The sequence below is a fragment of the Bacillus seohaeanensis genome (genome assembly GCF_042684945.1).
GTDB classification, from domain to species: Bacteria; Bacillota; Bacilli; order Bacillales; family Bacillaceae_B; genus Rossellomorea; species Rossellomorea seohaeanensis.
Window position 1 is genome coordinate 1 of the sequence record NZ_JBHUMF010000014.1, and the last position, 25,637, is coordinate 25,637.

The following is a 25,637-nucleotide window of genomic DNA, read 5'->3' on the forward strand; positions in this document are numbered from 1 at the left end:
CGAGAGTAGGACGTTGCCAGGCAAAATGAGAAAAACAGCCCTTAATGGAGCTGTTTTTTTGTTATTCAAAAAAGGAATACATAGTGGAAGCTATAGGGATTTGTTTCTTTATCATCTTCCGACAGAATACCCCTTCCTCAAGGAAAGTGGAGAATTCAACGTACAAGATAGTGAGTAATAACCGCAGGAGCTGCGGGGTTAGCCTGCTAAAAAACTGGTGGATACACTAGTGTTCGCAGGAATCCCCCACTTCAAGCGTTAGCTAAGTGGGGGTAGTTCAATAGATAATTATTATACCGAAAGATTTGTACAGTGTAACTTCCTAAAAATACAAAGAGCCATTTCAAGATGAATTCATCTTGAAATGGCTCTTTGTATTTTTGTAGAAATTCTAATTCAAGAGTCTATCTTATACAAGAAGAGAAATTTTCTTGAACGAACTAGAGTTCGAAGTATTTGGCACCTTGGTAGAATACTGTAACTATTAGAAAAGACCCCTTAAATCAATTAAAATTATCCTTTGTGGGAATTCTTTGGATTTACTTTTAAATTCCTTCTAGAAAAGTCGGAATAAAACCTTTATACTTATATTAATTTTTAAATAATTTAGAATATTATTTAAAATCAATTACGACAAGCACTATTTTTTCCGTAAAAGGTTGGGTTCATTAGTCTATTAGACTAATAATCATAAATAAAAATATAGACAAGAGGGGGATTTAGGTGAAGAAAAAGGTAAAGATGTTTGGAGCTGTATCGATGTTAGCGGGAATGTTAGTTTTAGCAGGATGTGGAAATGAACAAGGATCAGGCGATAGTGTAGATGCTGATCCAGATAAAAAGCAGTATACGATTGGCGTAACGCAAATTGTTGAGCATACTTCTTTAGATGCGGCATTTACTGGGTTTAAAAAAGCGTTAGAAGAAAATGGTTTTGAAGAAGGGGAAAACGTTACATATGATGTCCAAAATGCACAAAATGACCAAAGTAATTCGCAGACAATCGCAAATAAATTGGTTAGTGATGGAGTAGACCTTATTTTTGCAAATTCTACTCCAAGTGCCCAACACGTCTTAAATGCGACAAAAGAAATTCCAATTGTTTTTACATCTGTGACGGATCCTGTTGGTGCAGAGCTTGTAGAAGCATTTGATAAGCCTGGTGAAAACATTACAGGGACAACCGATACTCATCCAGAGGCATTATCCAAAACAATTAATTTTATGACAAATGAAGCCGGTGCTAAAAAGGTAGGCCTTATCTATAATTCTGGAGAGCAAAATTCGGTTGTCCAAGCGAAGGAAGTTGGGAAAATGGTTAAAGATAATGGAGCAGAAGTAGTAGAAGCGTCGGTGTCTACTTCCGCTGAGGTAAAACAAGCTGCAGAATCGCTTGTCGGTCGAGTGGATGCGATTTATGTACCTACGGATAATACAGTTGTTTCTGCATTGGAATCTGTAATCGGTGTTGCTAATGATAAGGATATTCCACTATTTGTTGGCGAACTTGACTCAATGAAGCGTGGTGCTGTGGCAGCGAGTGGTTTCAGTTATGAAGAGTTAGGTTATGAAACAGGACTAATGGCAGTGGAGATTTTAAAAGGAGAAAAGGAGCCTTCTGAAATCAATGTTGAGTATCCAAAAAGTTTTAAGCTAATGATTAACAAAAAAGCAGCGGAAGAACAAGGTTTAGAAGTGAAAGACGAATGGTCCGAGTTGGGAGAGTTTTACGAAGGAGAATAGGAAAGGATGATGATTCGTGCCAACTGCAATATTTGCTTCCTTTGAATCTGGAATCATCTACGCTATTATGGCACTCGGAGTCTACTTGTCCTTTAGGATATTAGATTTTCCCGATTTGACAGTCGATGGCAGCTTTGTTACAGGAGCTGCTGTTGCTGCCACCATGATAGTGAACGGCTTCAACCCGGTAATTGCAACGTTAGCAGCGATTATAATTGGATTTGTAGCTGGGTGTTTAACAGGTATTATTCATACATTTGGAAAAATAAATGCATTATTATCAGGTATTCTCATGATGATTGCTCTTTACTCTATTAATTTACGAATAATGGGAAGGTCCAATGTTCCTCTATTAAGCCAGGAGACTACTTTTACAAGTGTAGAAAGCTTCTGGGAAACACTTGGTATTGATTCATTTTTAAACAATCTTTGGCTTGCTGTCGGGTTGGGAGAACCTATTCCAGGTACATGGGGTATTTTATTTTTCATGATTATCGTGACATTTGCAATAAAAATTATTACGGACCTTTTTTTGAAAACAGAAGTTGGACTTGCCTTACGTGCGACGGGAGATAACCAGCGAATGATTCGTAGTTTGTCAGCAAACACAAACTTACTGATTATTTTAGGTCTTGGTATTTCCAATGGTTTAGTAGCATTATCGGGGGCGCTTATTGCTCAGTACAGTGGTTTTGCTGATGTTGGAATGGGAATCGGTATGATTATTATCGGACTTGCTTCGGTAATAATTGGTGAGGCACTATTTGGTACGAAAACGATTGCCCGTACAACACTTGCAGTAATTGGAGGAGCAATTATCTATCGTTTAGTTGTAACACTGGCGCTCCGGGTAGAGTTTTTAAAAACAGGTGATATGAAATTAATTACTGCAACAATTGTTATACTGGCGCTAGTATTGCCGAAAGTGATTGATCGCTATAAAGAGAAAAAGAGAAAGGCACTTAAGCGAGCCGAACGAATAAAAAATGCTGCTGTACCTTCAGATGGAAAGGGTGGAAGTAATGCTACACTTAAATAGAATAAATAAAGTGTTCAACGAAGGTACACCAGATGAAAAGGTTGCTTTAGATGATATTGAACTTTCGTTAAGGTCTGGTGACTTTGTTACGGTTATCGGTAGTAACGGAGCTGGTAAATCAACGTTGATGAATATTATTTCAGGTGTCTTACTTCCTGATCTTGGTTCTGTTCATATCGATGATCACGATGTGTCTAGAGTTTCTGAATATAAACGTTCAAGGCTGATTGGTAGGGTATTTCAAGATCCAATGGCAGGAACGGCTCCTTCGATGACAATTGAGGAAAACTTGGCCATGGCCTATTCGAGAAATCGCCCACGAACATTAAGAAGCGGTGTTACAAAAGCTAGAAGAAAATACTTCAAAGAGGTATTAGAAACATTACATTTAGGACTGGAAAATCGGCTAAATGCTCGGGTAGGGCTCTTATCAGGAGGAGAAAGACAGGCATTGTCGTTATTGATGGCAACATTCACGGAACCATCTATCCTTCTTTTAGATGAACACACTGCCGCACTGGATCCTTCTAGGGCGGAGCTTATTACAAACTTGACCAAAGAAATAGTTGGCAACTATCAACTGACAACAATGATGGTGACACATAATATGCAGCAAGCTATTGATCTTGGTAACCGTCTAATTATGATGGATAAAGGACAAATTATTTTGGAGGTCAGTGAAGAAGAAAAGAAAAACCTAACGGTGGAAGGTCTGCTTCAAGAATTCCAGCGAATACGTGGGAGTAAGATGGCAAGTGACCGTGCATTACTATCCTAAAAAAGTAACGAGGCATAATGCCTCGTTACTTTTTTCTTTAAAGCATAGTAGATTAGGTAAATGTAAATGAAGAATTATACATTGCTATTTTGTTAAAAGTACGTTTCTTATTAGTGTACATAAAAGAGGTGAAAGTGAATATTGGAGAGTTTAGATTAGATAAATTAGGAGTAAAGAAAAAAGATATAACTATAAAACGTAAGTAGCAAGGGGCTTTTATAGTGTTTGGTCCTTTACATAAGTAGATAATTCCCGCATATGGTAAGAAATTATCAAAAAAGATTTTTACTTTTAACAACAATTGAAAACACAGAGTGGATTGGAGCGGGAGGTACTTGACTCCTGTAGGGCACAGAGGAAAAGAGTTGAGATCCCGCAGACGGAATAGCGAGGGGGCTAGTGCCTGCTGCAGAAAGGAACGGTCCACTTCCTATAAACGACAAACTTGATGAAAACAGCTAATCAGAAAAATATATTTGGAATAAATTAAAAGTAAAAAAATTGTGAAGGTTTCTAACAAAGTAGAAGAAATCTAATAATCTCTCTATTAAACTGAATAAAGTACAAGTAATAATTAATGTTGAATGAGCTATCTAGACAATATTTTTATTAGATATGTCAACTAATTATTATATTTATATAATAATTAGTTGGATGAAATACCTCCCCTCATACATTCTTCGAAATAAATAAAAATAATAAGTGAAAATTATTGGTTTAAAAAAGCAATACACCCTCGAGTCTCTCACCTGCCAACTTCAAAAAATTTTTATTTTTTTTAAAAAGACAAAGATTCCATATAGGACATAGATGTAAGCGTTTACTAAAAGTCAGTTAAATCAAAATAGTCAAAAAATTTATAGAAATACTGTTGACCTTCCACCAAAACGGGAGTAATATTGTCCTCAATTAAATTCACAAAATTCAAATTACAAACAGAAAGGAATGATTGACATGAGCGAGCAATGGATCTATTTAAACGGACGATTCGTCAGAAAAGAAGAAGCAGTTGTATCGGTTTATGACCACGGTTTTCTTTATGGAGACGGAGTGTTTGAAGGAATTAGAATGTACGACGGAAATGTCTTTCGACTTAAAGAACATGTTGATCGCCTTTATGATTCAGCAAAGTCTGTCATGTTAAATATCTCGGTAACAAAAGAAGAGATGAGTGATCTTGTAGTTGAAACACTTAGAAAAAATAATCTTCAGAATGCATATATTCGAGTGGTTGTTTCAAGAGGAATTGGAAATCTTGGATTAGATCCTAATACATGTAACAATCCACAAATCATTATTATAGCAGAAGAACTTGCACTATTCCCTAAAAGTTTATACAACACGGGAATTGAAATTGTATCAGTAGCGACTAGAAGAAATCGTTCTGATGTACTTTCTCCTAAGGTCAAGTCACTCAATTATCTAAATAATATTTTAGTGAAAATTGAGGCTAATCTTGCAGGTGTGAGTGAAGCTTTAATGTTGAATGATCAAGGGTATGTCGCAGAAGGATCGGCTGACAATATTTTTATCGTAAAAAATGATGAAATATTGACACCGCCTGGATATGTCGGTGCTCTTGAAGGAATCACTCGGAATGCAATTATAGATATTGCTAAAAAACTTTCTCTTTCCATTAGAGAAGAAGTTTTTACCCGACATGATGTATATACAGCAGATGAAGTATTTTTATCAGGCACAGCTGCAGAAGTTATCGCTGTTGTCAAAGTAGATGGAAGAACTATTGGAGATGGAAAACCTGGACCCTATACAAATAAGTTACTTCATGAGTTCAGAAAAACAGTAACAGAAGATGGCGTTAAAGTTTATTCACATAGTAACGTTCAAGTTGGTTAAGTTGGAGGAGATAATGTGCGCAGTGACATGATAAAAAAAGGAATTGATCGTGCTCCGCATCGTAGCTTGCTATATGCAACTGGAGTGAAAACAGAAGATCTGCATAAACCTTTTATCGGGGTCTGTAATTCTTATATTGATATCATCCCAGGGCACGTTCACTTAAGAGCCTTTGCAGATGTAGTAAAAGAAGCAATTAGAGAAGCAGGAGGCGTTCCATTCGAGTTCAATACAATTGGAGTCGATGATGGAATTGCAATGGGACACATAGGAATGAGATATTCCCTACCAAGCAGGGAACTTATAGCTGATTCGGCAGAAACAGTTATTAATGCACACTGGTTTGACGGAGTATTTTTCATCCCGAATTGCGATAAAATTACTCCGGGTATGTTGATGGCAGCAGCAAGGACTAATGTTCCCTCTGTTTTCGTATCAGGTGGTCCGATGGAAGGCGGAACATCCAGCACTGGAAAACCACTCTCCCTTGTATCAGTTTTTGAAGGAGTAGGTGCACACCAATCTGGAAGAATGTCACAGGAGGAATTACTTGATATTGAGGCAAATGCTTGTCCAACGTGCGGTTCCTGTTCTGGGATGTTCACAGCTAACTCGATGAATTCTCTTATGGAAATGCTCGGGATGGCGCCACCAGGAAATGGAACAATTGTTGCAACATCTGAGGAGCGTCATCAATTAATAAAAGATGCAGCTAAATATCTTGTAGACATGATTAAAAAGGATATAAAACCACGAGACATTATAACGGAAGAGACAATCGATGATGCTTTCGCACTGGATATGGCAATGGGGGGCTCTACCAATACAGTACTCCATACACTGGCTATCGCAAATGAAGCAGAAATTGATTATGACATTAACCGAATTAATGAAGTAGCAAAAAGGGTTCCTTATTTATCTAAGATTAGTCCGGCATCCGATTATACGATGCAAGATGTTCATAATGCAGGTGGAGTTAGTGCGATTATTAAGGAACTATGTGAAATGGAAGGCGCTGTCCATGGGGATAGGATTACCATAACTGGAAAGTCCCTTTACGAGAATGTAAAAGATGCTGAAATTGTTAATGATGAGGTCATTCGCAGAAAAGAAAATGCATATAGTCCAGTTGGAGGGTTATCCGTTTTATTTGGAAACATCGCTCCAGATGGAGGAGTCATTAAGGTAGGAGCTGTCGATCCTTCCATCTCCACGTTTATGGGAGAGGCGATTGTTTTTGAATCTCAAGATGATGCATTGGCAGGCATCGAGAACGGCACAGTCCAAAAAGGTCATGTAGTCGTTATCCGCTACGAAGGGCCAAAAGGTGGACCGGGGATGCCGGAAATGCTTGCTCCAACAGCAGCTATTGCAGGAAGAGGTTTAGAGAAGGAAGTTGCTCTTATAACAGATGGAAGGTTTTCCGGTGCATCTAGGGGAATATCAATTGGACATATATCACCAGAAGCAGCTGAAGGTGGACCGATTGCTTTCGTTGAAAATGGAGATCCGATTGTAATAAATCTAACTAGTAGAACAATCTCACTGATGTTATCAGAAGAAGAGTTAGCACAAAGGAAAGAAGGATGGAAACAACCACCACCAAAAATTAAAAAAGGGTATCTAGCACGTTACTCTAAACTTGTTACATCGGCAAGTACTGGTGGCATTATGAAAATTTAATAGTTTTAAAGCGTTGAAGAGGTTAAAGGATTGGCTTCCGTATTCCCAGAGAGCTGGTGGTGCTGCGAACCAGTAATACACCCAATACCGACATCCCCTCTGAGTATCGTTCTGAAAGATTAGTAGGAACGGTCGGGTGCTTCCTTGCACTCGTTATTAAAAAGAACAATGCATAACTGTTCATGAGGTAATGTAACGAGAGTTCATTACAAACTAGGGTGGTACCGTGGAAAGGGATAGAGCCTTTTCACCCCTGCGAGAAGACGAAAATCTGTCGTAGTGGGTGGATAGGCTTTTTTATATGACTGATCTTCATGTTCATGTGTTAGAACAAGGCTTTAAGAGGGATAAGGAAACATCAATATTTTCAATGTCTGAACAATTTCAGTCTAGCCACTATCCTCTTGCCAGAGATTTTTAACAAAGTCTAGGAAGGCAGTCCAATAATTAAAACTAGGGAGGAGATTTTATGAGAGCAAAGTTAGAGGCAGAACCTATTTCATTGCCAAAGACGTCCAAAGCGAATGGAGCTGACTTGCTTATTCACGCTTTAAAGGAACAAAATGTCGAAGTTCTGTTTGGATACCCGGGAGGAGCGGTTTTGCCTATTTATGATGCTCTTTACAAAGCGCCTATCAAACACGTGCTGGCAAGACACGAACAAGGTGCGATTCATGCAGCTGAAGGATATGCAAGGGTTTCGGGAAAACCTGGAGTTGTTATTGCAACTTCCGGACCGGGGGCGACAAATCTTGTAACTGGAATTGCTGATGCGATGATGGATTCCTTGCCGCTTGTTGTTTTTACTGGCCAGGTTTCAACAAAAGTAATTGGAACGGACGCTTTTCAGGAAGCGGATGTAATGGGGATTACAATGCCGATTACAAAACACAATTATCAGATTCGTAATCTTAGCGAATTGCCAAAGATTGTGAAGGAAGCATTTCACATCGCTGCAACTGGGAGACCTGGTCCTGTTTTAGTGGATATTCCAAAGGATGTAACGGTAGATAGTGCATTATCATATCAAGATGAGGAAGTTCATTTGCCAGGCTATCAACCGAATCTCCAACCTAATCCACTTCAAGTAAAAAAATTGCTAGACAGTCTAAGTGAAGCGGAAAAACCAGTTATCTTGGCAGGGGCAGGTATCTTGCACGGCAATGCAAGTGAAGAGTTATTAGCTTTTGCTGAAAGTTATCAAGTACCGGTTGTTCATACGCTTTTAGGACTTGGAGGGTTTCCTGCATATCATCCATTGTTCTTAGGGATGGCAGGAATGCATGGGATATACGCAGCTAACACGGCGCTTTATGAATGTGATTTATTAATTAATATCGGGGCAAGATTTGATGACCGTCTGACAGGAAATTTGGCAACCTTTGCTCCAAATGCAAAAGTTGCCCATATTGATATCGATCCAGCTGAGATTGGAAAAAATGTAAAAACACATATTCCGATTGTAGCAGATGCGAAAAATGCATTACTAAAAATATTAGATAACCCGTCTATTCCTCCACAAGTCGAGAATTGGCTTAGTAGATTGGAAACATATAAAAAAGATTATCCGTACTGGTATGGAAATTCTGCTGAATACCTATCACCACAACGATTAATTGAACAAATATACGAGGTAACGGAAGGGAATGCAATTGTTACAACAGATGTTGGTCAACATCAGATGTGGGCAGCTCAATATTATTCTTTTAAAGAACCTCATCACTGGGTTACATCCGGCGGGCTAGGCACAATGGGATTTGGGTTTCCTGCAGCAATCGGTGCCCAGTTGGCAGAACCGAATAGTACAGTAGTTGCATTGGTTGGTGATGGCGGATTCCAAATGACATTCCAAGAACTGATTCTGTTAAGAGAACTTAATCTACCGGTGAAGGTAGTTGTAATCAACAACGGATCATTAGGAATGGTACGACAATGGCAAGAGACCTTTTATGAAAAAAGGTACTCACAATCACTCTTGTCCTTACAGCCAGATTTTATGAAATTGGCAGAATCGTATGGGATTAAAGGGATTAGGCTAAAAACGCAAGAGGAAGTAGATACCTATCTCCAAGAGGCTTTATTGAGTGATGAACCAGTACTCGTTGAGTGTTTAGTCAATCCTTCAGAAAATGTTTATCCAATGGTGGCTCCTGGAAAAGGACTTCATGAAATGATTGGGGTGAAACCATGAAAAAGAGAATTGTAACAGCACTCGTGCATAATCGTAGCGGCGTATTGAACAGGGTAACAGGATTGTTTACGAAAAGGCAGTTTAATATTGAAAGTATTTCAGTAGGCTACACAGAAATAGAAGGCATTTCAAGGATGACATTCCTTGTTAATGTCGAGGATGATGGAAAAATAGAGCAGCTATTGAAGCAGTTGCACAAACAAATTGATGTTTTAAAGGTTTCCGATATTACGGACCAAGGTGTAGTGGCAAGAGAATTAGCGTTAATCAAAGTATTAAGCAATGGGCAAACAAGAGCTGAAATTAATGGAATTGCTGAGCCGTTCCGAGCTTCCATTATAGACGTTTCTCGGGACAGTGTCACGGTACAAGTGACAGGTGATGTGGAAAAGGTAGAAGCAATAATTGAATTATTAAGACCTTATGGTATTAAAGAAATTGCTCGCACAGGAATCACTGCATTTGCAAGAGGTAACAGCAAGTCAGTAACAGACTTGAGACAATATTCAATAGTAAATTAATTTAAGGGAGATGAATGGAAATGGTAAAAGTTTATTATAACGGTGATGTTCAAGAGTCAGTACTTCAAGGAAAAAAAGTGGCAGTAGTAGGATACGGATCTCAAGGTCATGCACATGCACAAAATTTAAAGGATAGCGGTTACGATGTGGTAGTTGGTTTAAGAAAAGGGAAGTCATGGGATCAAGCAGAAAGTGACGGATTCCCAGTATTTTCTGTAAGAGAAGCATGTGAACAGGCAGATGTTGTAATGGTACTCCTTCCAGATGAACATCAGCCAAAAGTATATGAACAAGAAATTAAGCCTGCACTAAAACAAGGGAAATCATTAGCATTTGCACACGGTTTTAATATCCATTTCCATCAAGTAGTACCACCCGAAGATGTTGATGTATTCCTTGTAGCACCAAAGGGACCTGGTCATCTCGTACGAAGAACATTTGAAGATGGTGCTGGTGTACCTGCGTTATTCGGAGTTCATCAAGACGTTAGTGGTAATGCAAAGGAAGTTGCGCTTGCTTATGCAAAAGGAATCGGTGCTGGTAGAGCGGGTATTCTTGAAACAAGTTTCCAAGAAGAAACAGAAACTGATTTATTCGGAGAGCAAGCAGTATTATGCGGAGGGTTAACTTCCTTAGTGAAAGCAGGCTTTGAAACATTAGTAGAAGCAGGTTATCAGGAGGAAGTAGCATACTTCGAGTGTCTTCATGAACTGAAACTTATTGTTGATTTGATGTACGAAAAAGGATTAGAAGGCATGCGTTTTTCGATTTCCGATACCGCACAATGGGGTGACTTTGTATCAGGTCCAAGAGTCGTAAATGCGGAAACGAAACAACGTATGAAGGAAGTTCTAGAAGATATCCAATCAGGAAAGTTTGCTAAAGGTTGGATTTTAGAAAATCAGGCAAATCGTCCAGAATTCAATTCTATCAACAATCTTGAAAAACAACATCCGATTGAAGTGGTTGGAAAAGAACTACGTAATATGATGCCATTTGTTCAACGACAAGAGAAAAAGGAAGTGGTTGGCAGTGCGAAACATTGACATTTTTGACACAACGTTGAGGGATGGTGAGCAGTCAGCTGGTGTAAATTTGAATACGATTGAAAAGGTGGAGCTGGCTAAACAACTGGAAAGACTAGGGGCAAATATTATTGAAGCTGGGTTCCCTGCTGCTTCTAAAGGTGACTTCGAAGCGGTTAAGAAAATCGGAGAGACAGTCAAAAATAGTTCGGTGACAGGATTGGCTCGAGCGAACCTAAAGGATATTGACGCTGTATGGGGATCTTTAAAAGGAACAGCCGAACCAAGGCTTCATGTTTTTCTTGCAACGTCACCTATTCATATGACCTATAAATTGAAGATGACTCCAGATGAAGTCATTGAAAAGGCAGTAGAAACAGTGAAGTACGCTAAGAAGTTTTTCCCTGTAGTTCAATGGTCCGCAGAAGATGCAAGTCGCACAGATAAAGCTTTTCTAGTAAAAATTATGAATGAAGTGATTAAAGCGGGTGCAGATGTTATTAATCTTCCTGATACAGTTGGATATAGTACACCACAGGAATACGGAGAGCTTTTCCGTTATGTAAAAGAGAATGTATACGGTGTAGAAAATATTAAACTATCTGCTCACTGTCATGATGACTTGGGAATGGCAACAGCCAACTCACTAGCAGCTATTGAAAATGGCGCAGATCAAGTCGAGGGGACAATTAATGGTATTGGGGAAAGAGCTGGAAATGCAGCGCTAGAAGAAATCGCTGTAGCTCTTCATATAAGAGAGGATTTTTATAAAGCAAAAACAAGATTGAAGCTTGATGAAACCAAGAAAACAAGCAATCTAGTAAGTAAACTGACAGGGATGAAAGTTCCTGCAAATAAAGCGGTGGTGGGGGAGAATGCCTTTGCCCACGAATCTGGTATTCATCAAGATGGTGTGTTAAAGGAAAAAACTACCTATGAAATTATTACGCCTGAATTAATAGGTGTCTCAACAAATCGATTAGTATTAGGGAAGCATTCAGGACGTCATGCTTTTAATAATAAAGCAATTGAACTTGGGTTTGAGCTTTCGGATCAAAAATTGAAGGAAGCTTTCCAAACCTTTAAAGATTTAGCGGATAAGAAGAAGGAAGTTGTTGATGAAGACATCTTCAGTATTTTGACGAATAAGCAAACAGAAATAAAGGCTGTCGATGAAGCTTATAAACTCCAAAGTCTACAAGTACAGTATGGCATGAACAATATTCCAACAGCGACTATTAGCGTCACGATGGAGGATGGGGAAGTAACTCATATTGCTTCAACAGGATCAGGAAGTGTAGAGGCAATCTATAACACGATTGAAAAAATGCTTCCAAGTCAATCAAAGCTATTAGATTATAAAATTCACTCTGTAGGAGGCGGACGCGACGCATTGGCAGAAGTGTATGTCCGCATTGATTATAACGGAAATGTTTCCAATGGAAGAGGGACAGCACAGGATGTTTTAGAAGCCTCTGCTAGAGCTTATTTAAACGCAGTGAATCGTTTATCAGCCGATAAGTTAGAAAAACAAAAGGCAGAAGCAAGTCTTTAAGGGAGATTACCATTAGTGGAGATTTAGATGTTCCACTAATGGTAATCTAACTAATTATCTTTTGCTAACCAACAGTTAAAACAGGAAAATGGAGGGATTTTCAATGAAGAAGAAAGTGGCCGTACTACCGGGAGATGGGATTGGACAGGAAATTATGGAAGGTGCATTGGATGTTTTAAAGGCTGTCGGAGATTGGTTTGGTCACAGCTTTGAAATTGAAAAGGCCCACATCGGTGGAGATGCACTGGATACTACAGGAATGCCTTTACCTGATGAGACGTTAAAGTTATGCAAGGAAAGTGATGCTGTTCTTTTAGGAGCTGTGGGAGGACCCAAATGGGACCGTGTTCCCCGTCATTTACGACCTGAAAAGGGATTATTGGCAATTAGGAAAGAGCTTGACCTATTTGCAAATATTCGACCTGTAAAGGCTTTTGAAAGTTTGCTAGGAGCTTCCCCTTTAAAGAAAGAGATTGTAAAAGACGTTGATATGGTAATTGTACGCGAACTTACAGGTGGCCTTTATTTTGGTAAACCATCAGGACGGGAAGAAACAAATGGTACTACTGCTGTTGATACATTAACGTACAAGAAGTCTGAAATTGAACGAATTGTGAAGAAGGGCTTCGAGCTTGCTGGAAAGAGAAAAAATAAGCTTACATCTGTTGATAAAGCAAATGTGCTTGAATCAAGTCGTCTTTGGAGAGAAGTAGTGGATGAGATGGCTCCTAAATATCCTGAAGTGGAAGTGGAGCATATGCTTGTTGATGTTGCGGCAATGAAATTAATGTACCAGCCGAAACAGTTTGATGTAATGGTAACGGAAAATATGTTTGGCGATATTTTAAGTGACGAAGCGAGCATGATCACAGGATCTCTAGGGATGCTTCCTTCTGCAAGCCTTCGATCAGATTCATTTGGCTTATACGAGCCTGTACATGGGTCAGCACCGGATATTGCTGGAAAAGGAAAAGCAAACCCGCTTGCGATGATTTTATCTGTTGCACTTATGCTGCGTCATTCTTTCCACTTGCATGAAGAAGCTGAAATGATTGAAATGGCTGTGCAAGAAGTGCTAAATGCTGGATACAGAACAGGTGATCTTTGGGCAGTGGGTAGAGGAACAGTTGTTGGCACTGATAGCATGAATAAACTTGTAGTAGAAAGATTGGAAGCAGATCATGCATTATCATCTATTTTAGCGGCTTACTTGTAATAGAGAAGAGAAGCGAGGGCAGGATAAGGATTTTTCATTGAAAGGAAAGTCCTTATTTCTACTCTCTTCTCATTTTAAAGGAGGGAAGTTACCTATGGAACCGAAAAATATTATAGAAAAGATTTGGGAAAGTCATATTGTACATCGAGAAGAAAATAAACCTGATTTACTTTATATTGATTTACATCTTGTCCATGAAGTCACATCACCGCAGGCATTTGAAGGACTTCGTATGAAAAATCGCCGAGTCAGAATGCCTAAATTGACCTTTGCGACAATGGATCACAATGTACCTACAAGAGAGCGTCATATTATTAATGATGAGATTGCGCTTACCCAAATGAATAAACTTAGAGAGAATTGTACTGATTTCCAAATAGAACTTGCAGATATAAATGACCCTGATCAGGGAATCGTTCATGTCATCGGACCGGAGTTAGGATTGACGCAGCCGGGAAAAACAATTGTTTGTGGTGATAGCCATACCTCTACTCACGGGGCATTTGGTGCCATAGCTTTCGGAATTGGAACTAGTGAGGTAGAGCATGTTTTAGCAACTCAAACCTTATGGCAAACTAAGCCGAAAACATTGCAAGTAAACGTTACTGGGAAACTTGGATTTGGTGTTACCGCCAAAGACCTTATTTTATATTTAATTGCTCAATATGGTATTGGAGTAGGGACTGGGCATGTAATAGAATTTACGGGAGAAGCTATTAAGAACTTGAGTATGGAAGAAAGAATGACTGTTTGTAACATGTCGATAGAAGCAGGCGCTAGGGCAGGATTAATTGGTCCTGATGAAGTGACATTTGAATATTTAAAAGGAAGAGAGCATTTACCAAAGGATGTTCCATTTGAAGAATTGACTGAAAAGTGGAAAATGCTTGTGACCGATGAAGGTGCTTCCTATGATAAAACAATTGAAATTGCCGGAGAGGATGTTGAACCTCAAGTGACATGGGGAACTAACCCATCAATGGGCGGCTCTATTTCTGGTACTGTACCGCAATTTGAACAATTTGAAGATAGCTCGGAAAAGGAAGCATTAAAACGTGCATTGCAATATATGGATCTTGAGCCAGGAGCAAGACTAGAAGAAGTTCCGATTGATTATGTCTTTATTGGATCATGTACAAACTCTAGGTTGAGTGACCTGAGAGCAGCAGCAAAAGTAATCCAAAATCAAAAGGTAAAAGAGGGGGTAGTAGCCCTTGTTGTCCCTGGCTCCTACAAAGTAAAAAAGGCAGCAGAAGAAGAGGGGCTCCATAAGATTTTTCAGGAAGCCGGATTTGAATGGAGAGAAGCGGGTTGTAGTATGTGCCTTGCGATGAATGATGATATTGTACCTCCAGGAAAGCGTTGCGCTTCTACTTCCAATCGAAACTTTGAAGGAAGACAAGGGAATGGCTCAAGAACACATTTATTAAGTCCAGCAATGGCAGCAGCTGCAGCCATTAATGGAAGATTAACAGATGTAAGAAAAATAGATAACTTATTATATTCATAAGGGGGTGGGGTACTTGGCCCGCAAGATAAATTATTCCGGTAAAGTATTTCCTCTCAATCGAGACAATGTTGATACCGATCAAATTATTCCAAAGCAATTTTTAAAAAGAATAGAAAGAAAAGGTTTCGGACAGTTTCTTTTCTTTCACTGGAGGTTTGAAGACAAGGGGGGAAAATTAAAACAAGATTTCTTGTTAAATTCGCCTCGTTATAAAAATTCTAAAATATTACTTTCTGGAAAAAACTTTGGCTGTGGTTCTTCTCGGGAGCATGCTCCGTGGGCATTACAGGATTTTGGATTCAATGTTGTGATAGCGGAAAGTTTTGCAGACATTTTTTATAATAATTGCTTAAAAAATGGAATATTGCCAATCAAGCTTTCTTCTAAAGAAATAGAGAAGTTATTTGAAAGGGCGACTGAGGAAGAGCTCATACTGGAAGTTTCATTGGAAAATCAAACAGTACAGGATTCCAAAGGTTTTTATACGACCTTTGAAGTAGACCCATATTGGAAGACGATGCTGTTAGAAGGATTAGATGAAATAGATTTGACGTTGAAATATGAAGAAAAGATACGACAATTTGAAAATAAATAATGGGGTGACTCTCTTGGGGATTTAGATTTAATTAACGGTGCAGATGTAGTAGAAGCGATGGAAAGAATCATTCATATGGTGCATAGAACTCCTTTAAAGCAGTCCAAAACGCTAAATGCCTTTACAGGAGCAGAAATATCGTTAAAAATGGAAAATCTTCAGCGTACAGGATCATTTAAGCTTAGGGGTGCAATGAATAAAGTAATGTCATTGAAGGAGGAAGAGGCCGAAAGAGGGATTATTGCCGCTTCTGCTGGTAATCATGCGCAAGGGGTCGCATTGGCAGCCTCTTTGAGAAATATACCCTCAAAGATTTTTATGCCTAAAAGAACACCTTCTACAAAGGTGGCTGCCACTAGACATTATGGTGCGGAGATTATATTAGAAGGAGAAACATATCAGGAAGCTTATTTGGCTGCAGAGGAAGAAAGGCTAATCGCAGGTTCTACTTATGTTCATGCATTTGATGATCCAAAAGTAATGGCGGGTCAAGGTACTGTTGCCCTTGAAATGTTACAGCAATGTAGCAATTTAGAGGTATTAGTTGTGCCTGTTGGTGGTGGAGGACTTTTGGCTGGAATGGCACTTGCAGTCAAAAGTTTTAATCCGCATGTCAAAATCATCGGCGTGCAAGCACTAGGAGCACCAGCAACCTATAACCGTTTTAGAGGAAAAGCTTCTAATTGTGGTGATCATGTTCACTCCATTGCTGATGGAATTCTAGTAAAAGAACCGGGAAAATTGACATTTCCTATTATTGAAAAATATGTTGATGACATGGTGACTGTAACGGATGAAGAAATTTCTTATGGTATTATGTTTATGCTACAAAGGGAAAAAACATTAGTTGAAGGTGCAGGAGCAGCTTCTTTAGCGGCTGTACTTTGTGGAAAACTCAAAGTGCAAGGGAAAAAGGTAGGTTGTGTTATTAGCGGTGGGAATGCAGATCCAAGTAAAATTTCGATCTATAAAGACCTGTCTAGTATGGTCAAAAGATTACACTATATTGGATAAGTAGGACGGTCCTTGGTTGCTATTGGCAGCTTTAGGACGGTCCTCTCTTTTTAAAATAGTAAAATCTATAAAAGAATTAAGCCCCATCTAACAGGAAAGGAAGCACTTACAAGGCATTAAATAAAAAAAGCTATTGATAAAGGTAAATATTTCATCTATAATGTCCACTATATAAAAACAAATGTACATCAGTAATAAACAAACGGAGGTTTTCTTATTATGGAATCTATTTCAATTGGCTTGTTAGGATTAGGAACAGTCGGCTCAGGAGTTGTGAAGATAATAGAAAATCATCAAGATAAACTTTGCCATCAAATTGGCTGTCCTGTGAAAGTAAAAAAAGCTTTAGTACTAGATTTAGAGAAACAAAGAGAACTTGAATTAGATCCAGAAATTTTGACGTTAAATCCTGAAGAGGTACTACTAGATCCAGAAATAGATATTATCGTGGAAGTAATGGGGGGGATTGAAGAAACGAAGGAGTATTTAATCCAAGCACTCGAGCAAAAAAAGCATATCGTTACAGCTAACAAAGATTTAATGGCATTACATGGACCGGAACTTCTTGATGTAGCTTCAAAAAATCAATGTGATTTATTTTATGAAGCAAGCGTTGCAGGTGGGATTCCTATTTTAAGAAGTTTAGTAGATGGATTAGCATCCGACAGGATTACAAAAATGATGGGAATTGTAAATGGCACAACGAACTTTATTCTTACAAAAATGAGTAAAGAAGGACGTACATTTGATGATGTATTGGCAGAAGCGCAACGTCTTGGATATGCAGAGGCGGATCCTGAGGCAGATGTGGGAGGTTTGGACGCTGCAAGGAAAATGGCGATATTATCGACATTGGGCTTCTCAATGAATGTAGATCTGGCTGATGTAAAGGTAAAGGGAATTACAGAGGTTTCAGGAGAAGATCTTCACTATGGAGAGCAATTTGGTTATACAATGAAACTTATTGGTGTTGCTCATAGGGAAGGGGAGAAGGTAGAGGTGAGTGTTCAACCGACACTGTTAGAAAGTAAGCACCCATTAGCATCTGTAAATGATGAGTATAACGCTGTATATGTGTATGGTGAGGCTGTCGGAGAAACAATGTTTTATGGGCCGGGCGCTGGAAGTTTACCTACAGCAACTGCAATCGTATCAGACCTTGTTGGTATCATGAAAAATATGAGACTTGGTGTAAATGGAAAAAGTGCAATTCTTCCGGAATTTCCGAAAAAGTTAAAAGAAGATCATGAAATCTTTTCAAAGTACTTTTTGCGGTTGCGTGTGAAGGATGAAGTTGGTGTTTTAGCAAAAATCACATCTATCTTTTCTAATTACGGCGTTAGTTTTGAAAAAATATTACAAAACCCTTTAGAAGAGAATGGCTTCTCCGAAATTGTCATCGTTACACATGGAGAGTCCCTATACAATCATGAGAAAGTATTACAAGAGTTAAACGACTATCAATTTGTTCAATCCATCGAAAGTTCTTATCGCGTAGAAGGAGGGAATGTTCATGAAATGGCAAGGTCTGTTGTCTCAGTATAAAGAATACCTTCCTATTAATAATGAAACACCTTTGTTGAGTTTAAATGAAGGGAACACACCACTAATTAAGCTCTCCCGTTTATCGAAAGAGTGGGGAATTGCCCTTTTTGCAAAAGTAGAAGGGGTTAATCCTACTGGATCATTTAAAGACAGGGGAATGGTGCTTGCTGTTGCAAAAGCGATAGAGGAAGGAAGCGATACGGTTATTTGTGCTTCTACTGGCAATACTTCCGCCGCTGCCGCTGCCTATGCGGCAAGAGCAGGTCTTCGTTGTATCGTTGTTATTCCAGAAGGAAAGATTGCAGCTGGTAAACTTGCTCAGGCTGTCATGTACGGTGCCGAAATTATTTCCATTGAGGGGAATTTTGACGAAGCATTAAAAATTGTAAGGAGAATAAGTGAGAAAGAGCCGGTTACGCTTGTTAACTCTGTTAATCCGTATCGTTTGGAAGGTCAAAAAACAGCGGCATTTGAAATTTGTGATGCCCTAGATGATAAAGCCCCTGAAATTTTAGCTATTCCAGTGGGGAATGCAGGAAATATTTCTGCTTACTGGAAGGGGTTTAAGGAGTATCATCAAAAAAAATCAACAGGGCTTCCTCGAATGTTTGGATTTGAAGCATCAGGAGCAGCGGCCATCGTGCATGACCGTGTGTTTCCAGAGCCAGAAACTGTTGCAACCGCTATTCGAATTGGTAATCCGGCAAGTTGGAATCTTGCTGTTGATGCCTGGAGGGAATCGGACGGTAATATAGATGAAGTAAGTGATGAACAAATTATTGAAGCATACCAGCTGCTATCGAGGAAAGAAGGAATTTTCGCAGAACCTGGATCTTGTGCTTCACTAGCAGGGGTGAAAAAGTCAGTTGAAAATGGATCCATTAGTAAGGGAGCTATTGTTGTATCTGTTTTAACAGGAAATGGATTGAAAGATCCAGCAACTGCAATGGAGTATAGTCCGGTGAAACCAGCACAATTACCGAATGATGAACAGGTTGTTGCAGATTATATTAAAGGGACAATCGGAGTATGAAAATTGTCGTTCCTGCAAGTACAGCTAACTTAGGTGCTGGCTTTGATTCCATCGGATTAGCATTAAACTTGTATTTGACATTAGAAGTAATGGAGGCGGAGCAATGGGAAGTTGTTCCGCTATCAAAAGAACTAAAAGTGTTTCCAACAGACGAATCCCATATGATTGTGAAAATAGCGAAAGAAATTGCAAAGGAACATGGGAAGGAACTAAATCCCTGTCATATTTCAGTGAGAAGTGATATTCCACTGGCAAGAGGGTTAGGTTCCAGTGCAGCAGCAGTCGTAGCAGGAATTGAATTGGCGGATGCAGTCGGAGAGCTTCGTTTAACACTGCAAGAAAAGTTAGACATTGCAACAAAACTTGAAGGGCATCCAGATAATGTTGGTGCTTCTTTATACGGAGGGCTTGTTGTTAGTTGTCAAACGAAGGATACAGTCCGTCTCCTTCCAATTTCGGATCTACCTATTGAGGTTATTACCATTATTCCTGAAAAAGAATGGAAGACAGAGGATTCAAGAAATGCACTTCCCTCAATGTTATCTTTTTCGGAAGCAGTGGAAGCAGGTGCTGTTTCGAATGTGATGGTAGCGGCATTGTTGAAGAAAGACTGGGAATTAGCAGGAGAAATGATGAAAGACGATCGATATCACCAGCCATATCGGAAGAAATTTATCCCTCATTATGAAGAAGTCGAGCAAATAGCTTGTCGATATGGAGCGTTCGGTGTAGCTCTAAGTGGAGCGGGGCCAACCATTGCCTGCTACGTGGAAAAAGAAAGTAGCGAGTGGCTCTATACCAAGTTATCCCAATCTTTTCCCAAAATGAACATCCAAAAGTTGCAAATTAGTCCAAGTGGTATTCAAACACATCAAAATGATAAAAAGGTACGCCCTTCACTACTGTAAAGAGGTGAGGGACGTACCTTTTATGTTTTCCCGTTAAAGTACATACGCTACTTCATGTATCTCTCGAAAACTGGCAACTTTCATTTTCATGAAGGGTGTTTTCGTAAAAATTGTGCTTTTGAACGGAAACTAAGTTGAACCTACTGCGTTGCATTCCGCTACGGGCAAAATGTATAAGTAAAAACAACAGCCTATGAGAAAAGAGCTCTATAAAATAAACCACTAATGTAAGAAGCGGAATTCTGCAATATCCCCCAACTTCTCTGTGAAAAATCAAAACGCCTAAAACTAATAATGGTCAAACAATCATTTTTCCTGTATTCTAGTGATGGACTTTTACTAAAGACCGGAAAGAGGGATAAAGGAGATCTCTCCTAGTTAATGCGGGATAAAAAGTAAAGGATAGTGAAAAGATAAGAAGAATATTAAATATAATTTTAGGTGGAAATGTGGAAATATGAAGCATGCTAAACAAATTGCTTTAAAGGTTGCTATAACTTATGTCATTTTAGGTGCAGCTTGGGTTCTGTTATCCGATCATGTATCCATGCTGTTCGCACATAATAAGATAACCCTTTACATTTTTTTTCAAAGGTATAAAGGGTGGTTTTTTATTTTAATAACCGGCCTTGTCATTTATTATTTAGTTTATAAAAGAACAAGTGAAATTTTGGAAGCGAACGAAAAATTAAGGAGAAAAGAACAACAGTTAGCTATCAATTCTCAGCAATACCAATCACTTTTTATACATAACCCTGATGCTGTTTTTGAAGTTAATCAAAGTGGGGAAATCGTAGCGATTAATCCAGAAGGAGAAAAGTTATTGGGCTTAAGCATTCAAGAATTGCAAGCAGAAAACATTTCAGATTTTTTTCCTGAAAAGTCTATTTTGGCTGTTCGTGATTATTATAAAAAGGCTTTGAATGGTAAAGCTTCGAATTTTGAAACGACGATGGTTGATTTTGAAAAAAACGAAAAAATACTAAGGTGCTCACTTGTCCCTATCTTTATTTATGAGGAAATTACGGGAGTATTTGGTATTGCAAGAGATATAACATCAATACGTGAAAATGAGCAAATGATTGTTGCCTCGGAAAAACTCTCCGTGATCGGTCAATTAGCAGCAGGTGTAGCTCATGAAATAAGAAATCCATTGACCTCCTTAAAGGGATTTGTACAGTTGATGCAAGGTACAAGAACGGTAGACGTAAACCATTTAGACATCATGCTTTCAGAAATTGAACGGATAGACTTAATCTCAAGTGAAATGCTTATTCTTGGAAAACAACAAGATATACCATTGCGTCAGGTGAACTTAGATGATGTCATGAGGCAAGTGCTTGTGTTAATGAACGCTCAAGCCAACTTGGACAATGTATCCATTATTTATGAAAATCTTGCCGGAAAAGATCTTTATGTAAAATCAGATGCGAATCAATTGAAGCAAGTTTTTATTAATATTATAAAAAATAGTGTAGAAGCAATTAATAATAAATATCATGGAAACGTGACAATTACCATTACCAAAAAGGAACCATTTGCATGCATAACTGTGAGAGATAATGGGGTGGGGATGGAGCCTGAAAAAGTGAAAAAAGTTGGGGAACCATTTTATTCTACAAAGGAAACAGGAACAGGACTTGGACTTGCTATTTGTAAGAAGATAGTGGAAAGACATAAAGGGAGTATGGAATTTAAAAGTTCTATTGGTGAAGGCACAGAAGTAGACATTTATCTTCCGCTAAGTGATGAAAAGATATTGTAAAAGAGAGGATTATAAATATGAACAATGAATTATCCATTTTAGATCAGACTCCATCATTTGTAGAGAGTGTTTGGGAAAAGTCAGGTTTTACTAATTTAACAGAGGTACAGAAAAGGTCAATTCCGCTTATTTTACAAGGAAAGGACGTAGTATGCGAATCACCGACTGGAACTGGAAAAACATTAGCTTATCTACTTCCAATCATTAATAAAATTGATGCTTCTAGAAAACAGGCACAGGCTGTTATTATAGCCCCATCGCGTGAACTTGTTATGCAAATACAATCGGAAATACAAAAGTGGACAAAAGGTAGCGAGATTACAAGTGCAGCATTTATCGGTGGTGCCAACGTGAAGAAACAAGTTGAAAAGTTAAAGAAAAAACCACATATTGTTGTTGGGACAACAGGACGTTTGCTTGAACTAATAAAAATGAAAAAGTTGAAAATGCACGAAGTTAAAACGGTTGTAGTGGATGAATTTGATTTGATGATTACACAGGAACATCGAAAAGAGGTAAAAGAAATCATTAAGTCTACCTTGAAAGAGAGACAAGTGTTGTTTTTCTCTGCCACATTATCTGATGAGACAGAAACAGTTGCTGACGAATTACTGCAGGAGTATGAAATAGTGAAAATTGAGAGTGAATTAGATAATCCAAAAGTTGAACACGTTTTTGTTCATACAGAGATGCGTGACAAAATTGAAGCCATTCGAAATCTTGCTTATTTTAAAGATATAAAAGCATTAGTATTCTTCAATCAACTAGGAAAACTGTCAGAGGCAGAGGAAAAATTAAAATATAAAGGCGTTAACCTAGAGGTATTAGCCGGTGAAGCAAAGAAAGTAGAAAGAAAACAATCGCTTGACCGTTTTCGATCTGGAAAAGTTTCCTTATTGTTAACTACCGATGTCGCTGCGAGAGGGTTGGATATCCAGGGTGTCACACATGTTATTCACTTTGACTTCCCAACGGATACAAAACAATATATCCATCGCTCGGGTAGAACAGGACGAATGGGAGCAGAAGGAACTGTCATTTCACTTGTAACGAAAAGAGAACAAAGCTTTCTTGAAAAAATGAGCAACGAGCTCGACCTGTCTATCCAACCGAAAACCATCCACGGCGGAAAACTAAAAAACCTTTAACACTTCATCGTGACGTGGAGCGCACCTTTGAATGGAGTAGCATAAGAAATAGCAAAAGAGACGATTTCGAGGAAATCGTCTCTTTTGCTATTTCTCTTTATTATCGGCAGGTCCGTCCCCGGCTGCTTTAACGCGTTTCTGTAGTCAGGGACGGACCTTTTAAAAGTGGTTTTTTAATGATTTCCATTGCTAGAAGCAAAATAGACTTGGTATGATGAGTAGGTTATAGATGATTTAAAGAGTAGGAGAATGACTTTTGAGTAATAATAGTTCCAATTTTTCTAAACTACCTTTTGAGGCTGAATGGTCTACCATACCAAAGGCAACAACAGTCGACGGAGGCACTTCCATAAAATTAGTAAATAAAGATGAAGAGGATGCCGCATTTTTCAGAAACATAGAGAAAGCAGGAATCTATTTAAATGGACCTCAAATCGATGCAGTTCGTCACGTAAATGGTCCGTGTTTAACATTAGCTGGTGCAGGAACAGGGAAAACAACTGTGCTCGTCTGTAGAACTGGATATTTAATGACTGTAAAAAATATTCAACCAAATAATATTTTACTAGTAACATTTACAAGAAAAGCAGCAGAAGAAATGAAAGAGAGAATTGCAAAGCTACCAACAATGAACGGAAGTAAGGCAAAAGCAATTCAGGCCAGTACTTTTCACTCCCTATTTCTGATGCTGTTAAGAGGCCAAAAATATACTCAAGAAATTATCGGGAACGAACGATATAAACAAATTATTTTAAAGCAAATTCAAAGACAAATGAATATCAATGATCCATTTGATGCGGAAACATTACTTAGCACACTGTCCTATTATAAGCTAAATAAAATTGAACTGGCCGTACAGCCAAACGATTCGAGAACAGAAAAACAAATAAAAAGAATCTTACTGCAATACGAAGAGTGGAAAAGAAAGAACCATAAATTAGATTTTGATGATATTTTATGTGAGGCTTATCTCTTACTGAAAGGAAACCCGTCTTTACTTCAATCGCTTCAAAATCGATTTAGCTATGTAATGGTTGACGAATTTCAAGATACAAATTTTCTCCAATACGAGCTAGTCAAAATGATAGCTGGTCATAAAAATTTATTTGTCGTTGGAGACGATGATCAAACAATCTATTCTTTTAATGGAGCAAGAAATGAATTTATATTAGACTTTGATACTCATTATAAGGATGCGAAAGTAATTACATTGGTGGCAAATTATCGATCGAATCCATATATTATTGGTTTAGGAAATGAAGTAATTTCTAAAAATAAATCTAGACGAAAAAAAGAATTGTCAGCCACATATGAGGGTGGTTTTCAGCCGCTATACTCAAGACCAGCAACAGCAGATGAAGAAGCGGACTGGATAATAAAAGAAATTGAGCAGTTACACAACGATGGGTATGCTTATCAAGATATCGCTATTCTTCATCGAACAGCAAGTAGCAGTCGAGCTATATTCGAGCAGCTAATTTTAAAGGAAATGCCATTTAATCCATATAACCAAAAGGAAACATTATTTTATGAAAATTGGATGATTAAACCTGTAGTGGATTATTTACGGCTCGTTATCGTCCCAAGAAACTTTACAGCAATTGAAAGCATATTGCCTAGCATGTTTATTAACAGAGAAAAAGGAATGGCGCATATTTTAAACAAGGAAGAAGAAGAAGGAAGGAAGAAGTACCCTCTCATTCATTTAACAACGATTCCAAGTTTAAAGCCTTTCCAAGTAAAATCGATAAAAGAACGCTTGAAATTTTTAAAGGATTTGCAAAAAGAAACACCTGAAGTGGCAATTAAAAAGATTCGTCGCTTCTTTTACCATAAGTATATGGAAGCAGAGGAATCTAACTTAGTTACAGAACAAAAAGAAATGATAAATGAAATGCTTAATGAGCTAGAAGGGTCTGCCAAGCGTTTTGATTCGATTGCCAGTTTTATTAACTTTATCGACGAAATGAAGCTAAAAGTTCAGGAAGTCTATCAACAATCCAATCAGAAAAAGGATGCTATCTCTTTGATGACGATTCACCGATCCAAAGGGCTTGAATTTAAAGCGGTATTCGTGATTGGGGCAATCGAAGGTAACCTCCCACACGCTTCCGCATTAAAAGCGGATAGTCTAGAAGATAAAGTTTATGCAAAAGCGGATAAAAATAATAAAGTCACGCAGGCGGTGGAGGAAGAGAGAAGACTTGCCTATGTTGCCATTACGAGGGCAAAAGAACGGTTATATATAAGTTCTCCAGGTTTTTACCAAGGAGATAAGCGGGAAAGCTCTCGTTTTATTGCCAATTTGTTTAAAAAGCCAGCTGTGAGACCGGACAAAAATAAGGAAAAAAAGGTTTTAGGTCAAAAGGTAAAAGCGTGGATATGTAGTAGTGATAACTGCATAGCGTGGCAGCGATTTGAGAGTAAGGAAAAAGGTAAAGAAAAACAATGTCCGCTTTGTAAAGAGAAAATGATTCTAGGAGAAAAAGATCTATAACAATAAAACCTTGT

At 38.4% G+C, this 25,637-nt stretch carries 19 protein-coding genes and 1 other annotated feature; all 19 genes read left to right on the forward strand.

Annotation, left to right across the window (positions count from 1 at the left end):
* Positions 1 to 723: 723 nt before the first annotated feature.
* Positions 724 to 1,743 (forward strand): ABC transporter substrate-binding protein, encoded by a 1,020-nt coding sequence (locus ACFSUL_RS05695; protein WP_377933520.1) that lies wholly within the window; start codon positions 724 to 726, stop codon positions 1,741 to 1,743.
* A gap of 16 nt (positions 1,744 to 1,759) precedes the next feature.
* Positions 1,760 to 2,782, forward strand: coding sequence for an ABC transporter permease (locus ACFSUL_RS05700; protein WP_377933522.1), 1,023 nt, complete (start codon positions 1,760 to 1,762; stop codon positions 2,780 to 2,782).
* Positions 2,766 to 3,560, forward strand: coding sequence for an ABC transporter ATP-binding protein (locus ACFSUL_RS05705; RefSeq protein ID WP_377933524.1), 795 nt, complete (start codon positions 2,766 to 2,768; stop codon positions 3,558 to 3,560). Before ACFSUL_RS05700 ends, ACFSUL_RS05705 begins: the two co-directional genes overlap by 17 nt.
* A gap of 954 nt (positions 3,561 to 4,514) precedes the next feature.
* Complete coding sequence (gene ilvE, locus ACFSUL_RS05710) at positions 4,515 to 5,417, forward strand: branched-chain-amino-acid transaminase (protein WP_377933526.1); 903 nt, start codon at positions 4,515 to 4,517, stop codon at positions 5,415 to 5,417.
* 15 nt (positions 5,418 to 5,432) lie between these two features.
* Positions 5,433 to 7,100 carry a dihydroxy-acid dehydratase gene (gene ilvD, locus ACFSUL_RS05715; protein ID WP_377933528.1) on the forward strand — a complete coding sequence of 556 codons (1,668 nt, stop codon included), beginning with the start codon at positions 5,433 to 5,435 and terminating at the stop codon, positions 7,098 to 7,100.
* Between the two features lie 4 nt (positions 7,101 to 7,104).
* Positions 7,105 to 7,358, forward strand: a binding site (T-box leader).
* 211 nt (positions 7,359 to 7,569) lie between these two features.
* On the forward strand, positions 7,570 to 9,291 hold the full coding sequence (ilvB, locus tag ACFSUL_RS05720; RefSeq protein ID WP_377933530.1) for an acetolactate synthase large subunit: 1,722 nt from the start codon (positions 7,570 to 7,572) through the stop codon (positions 9,289 to 9,291).
* A complete protein-coding gene (ilvN, locus tag ACFSUL_RS05725; RefSeq protein WP_071413299.1) occupies positions 9,288 to 9,812 on the forward strand; it encodes an acetolactate synthase small subunit in 525 nt (174 codons plus the stop codon). Before ilvB ends, ilvN begins: the two co-directional genes overlap by 4 nt.
* A 20-nt stretch (positions 9,813 to 9,832) precedes the next feature.
* On the forward strand, positions 9,833 to 10,858 hold the full coding sequence (gene ilvC / locus ACFSUL_RS05730; RefSeq protein WP_377933533.1) for a ketol-acid reductoisomerase: 1,026 nt from the start codon (positions 9,833 to 9,835) through the stop codon (positions 10,856 to 10,858).
* Positions 10,845 to 12,392 (forward strand): 2-isopropylmalate synthase, encoded by a 1,548-nt coding sequence (locus tag ACFSUL_RS05735; RefSeq protein WP_377933535.1) that lies wholly within the window; start codon positions 10,845 to 10,847, stop codon positions 12,390 to 12,392. The genes ilvC and ACFSUL_RS05735 overlap by 14 nt, the downstream gene beginning before the upstream one ends.
* 103 nt (positions 12,393 to 12,495) lie before the next feature.
* Positions 12,496 to 13,608, forward strand: a complete 1,113-nt coding sequence (gene leuB / locus ACFSUL_RS05740) for a 3-isopropylmalate dehydrogenase (RefSeq protein WP_377933537.1) — start codon at positions 12,496 to 12,498, stop codon at positions 13,606 to 13,608.
* Between the two features lie 94 nt (positions 13,609 to 13,702).
* A complete protein-coding gene (gene leuC, locus ACFSUL_RS05745; RefSeq protein ID WP_377933539.1) occupies positions 13,703 to 15,118 on the forward strand; it encodes a 3-isopropylmalate dehydratase large subunit in 1,416 nt (471 codons plus the stop codon).
* A gap of 13 nt (positions 15,119 to 15,131) precedes the next feature.
* Positions 15,132 to 15,713: a 3-isopropylmalate dehydratase small subunit gene (gene leuD / locus ACFSUL_RS05750; RefSeq protein WP_377933541.1), complete on the forward strand. Its 582-nt coding sequence runs from the start codon at positions 15,132 to 15,134 to the stop codon at positions 15,711 to 15,713.
* 57 nt (positions 15,714 to 15,770) lie between these two features.
* Complete coding sequence (gene ilvA / locus ACFSUL_RS05755) at positions 15,771 to 16,727, forward strand: threonine ammonia-lyase (RefSeq protein ID WP_377933543.1); 957 nt, start codon at positions 15,771 to 15,773, stop codon at positions 16,725 to 16,727.
* A 219-nt stretch (positions 16,728 to 16,946) separates the two neighbouring features.
* The gene (locus tag ACFSUL_RS05760; RefSeq protein ID WP_377933545.1) at positions 16,947 to 18,272 is read left to right on the forward strand and encodes a homoserine dehydrogenase; all 1,326 of its coding nucleotides are present in this window, start codon (positions 16,947 to 16,949) and stop codon (positions 18,270 to 18,272) included.
* A complete protein-coding gene (gene thrC, locus ACFSUL_RS05765) occupies positions 18,241 to 19,305 on the forward strand; it encodes a threonine synthase (protein ID WP_377933547.1) in 1,065 nt (354 codons plus the stop codon). Before ACFSUL_RS05760 ends, thrC begins: the two co-directional genes overlap by 32 nt.
* On the forward strand, positions 19,302 to 20,213 hold the full coding sequence (thrB, locus tag ACFSUL_RS05770) for a homoserine kinase (RefSeq protein WP_377933549.1): 912 nt from the start codon (positions 19,302 to 19,304) through the stop codon (positions 20,211 to 20,213). Before thrC ends, thrB begins: the two co-directional genes overlap by 4 nt.
* 457 nt (positions 20,214 to 20,670) lie before the next feature.
* Positions 20,671 to 21,978: an ATP-binding protein gene (locus ACFSUL_RS05775; RefSeq protein ID WP_377933551.1), complete on the forward strand. Its 1,308-nt coding sequence runs from the start codon at positions 20,671 to 20,673 to the stop codon at positions 21,976 to 21,978.
* A gap of 17 nt (positions 21,979 to 21,995) precedes the next feature.
* Positions 21,996 to 23,126 (forward strand): DEAD/DEAH box helicase, encoded by a 1,131-nt coding sequence (locus tag ACFSUL_RS05780; RefSeq protein WP_377933553.1) that lies wholly within the window; start codon positions 21,996 to 21,998, stop codon positions 23,124 to 23,126.
* Positions 23,127 to 23,382: 256 nt separating this feature from the next.
* Positions 23,383 to 25,623, forward strand: coding sequence for a UvrD-helicase domain-containing protein (locus ACFSUL_RS05785; protein WP_377933555.1), 2,241 nt, complete (start codon positions 23,383 to 23,385; stop codon positions 25,621 to 25,623).
* Positions 25,624 to 25,637 lie beyond the last annotated feature (14 nt).

Excerpts from the sequence above, each read along its gene's own strand:
- leuB (WP_377933537.1), top strand. The coding sequence starts at position 12,496 with ATGAAGAAGAAAGTGGCCGTACTACCGGGAGATGGGATTGGACAGGAA.
- ilvN (WP_071413299.1), top strand. The coding sequence starts at position 9,288 with ATGAAAAAGAGAATTGTAACAGCACTCGTGCATAATCGTAGCGGCGTA.
- thrB (WP_377933549.1), top strand. The coding sequence starts at position 19,302 with ATGAAAATTGTCGTTCCTGCAAGTACAGCTAACTTAGGTGCTGGCTTT.
- leuC (WP_377933539.1), top strand. The coding sequence starts at position 13,703 with ATGGAACCGAAAAATATTATAGAAAAGATTTGGGAAAGTCATATTGTA.
- ACFSUL_RS05780 (WP_377933553.1), top strand. The coding sequence starts at position 21,996 with ATGAACAATGAATTATCCATTTTAGATCAGACTCCATCATTTGTAGAG.
- ilvB (WP_377933530.1), top strand. The coding sequence starts at position 7,570 with ATGAGAGCAAAGTTAGAGGCAGAACCTATTTCATTGCCAAAGACGTCC.
- ilvE (WP_377933526.1), top strand. The coding sequence starts at position 4,515 with ATGAGCGAGCAATGGATCTATTTAAACGGACGATTCGTCAGAAAAGAA.
- ilvA (WP_377933543.1), top strand. The coding sequence starts at position 15,771 with ATGGAAAGAATCATTCATATGGTGCATAGAACTCCTTTAAAGCAGTCC.
- ACFSUL_RS05705 (WP_377933524.1), top strand. The coding sequence starts at position 2,766 with ATGCTACACTTAAATAGAATAAATAAAGTGTTCAACGAAGGTACACCA.
- thrC (WP_377933547.1), top strand. The coding sequence starts at position 18,241 with ATGAAATGGCAAGGTCTGTTGTCTCAGTATAAAGAATACCTTCCTATT.
- ACFSUL_RS05775 (WP_377933551.1), top strand. The coding sequence starts at position 20,671 with ATGAAGCATGCTAAACAAATTGCTTTAAAGGTTGCTATAACTTATGTC.
- ilvC (WP_377933533.1), top strand. The coding sequence starts at position 9,833 with ATGGTAAAAGTTTATTATAACGGTGATGTTCAAGAGTCAGTACTTCAA.
- ACFSUL_RS05760 (WP_377933545.1), top strand. The coding sequence starts at position 16,947 with ATGGAATCTATTTCAATTGGCTTGTTAGGATTAGGAACAGTCGGCTCA.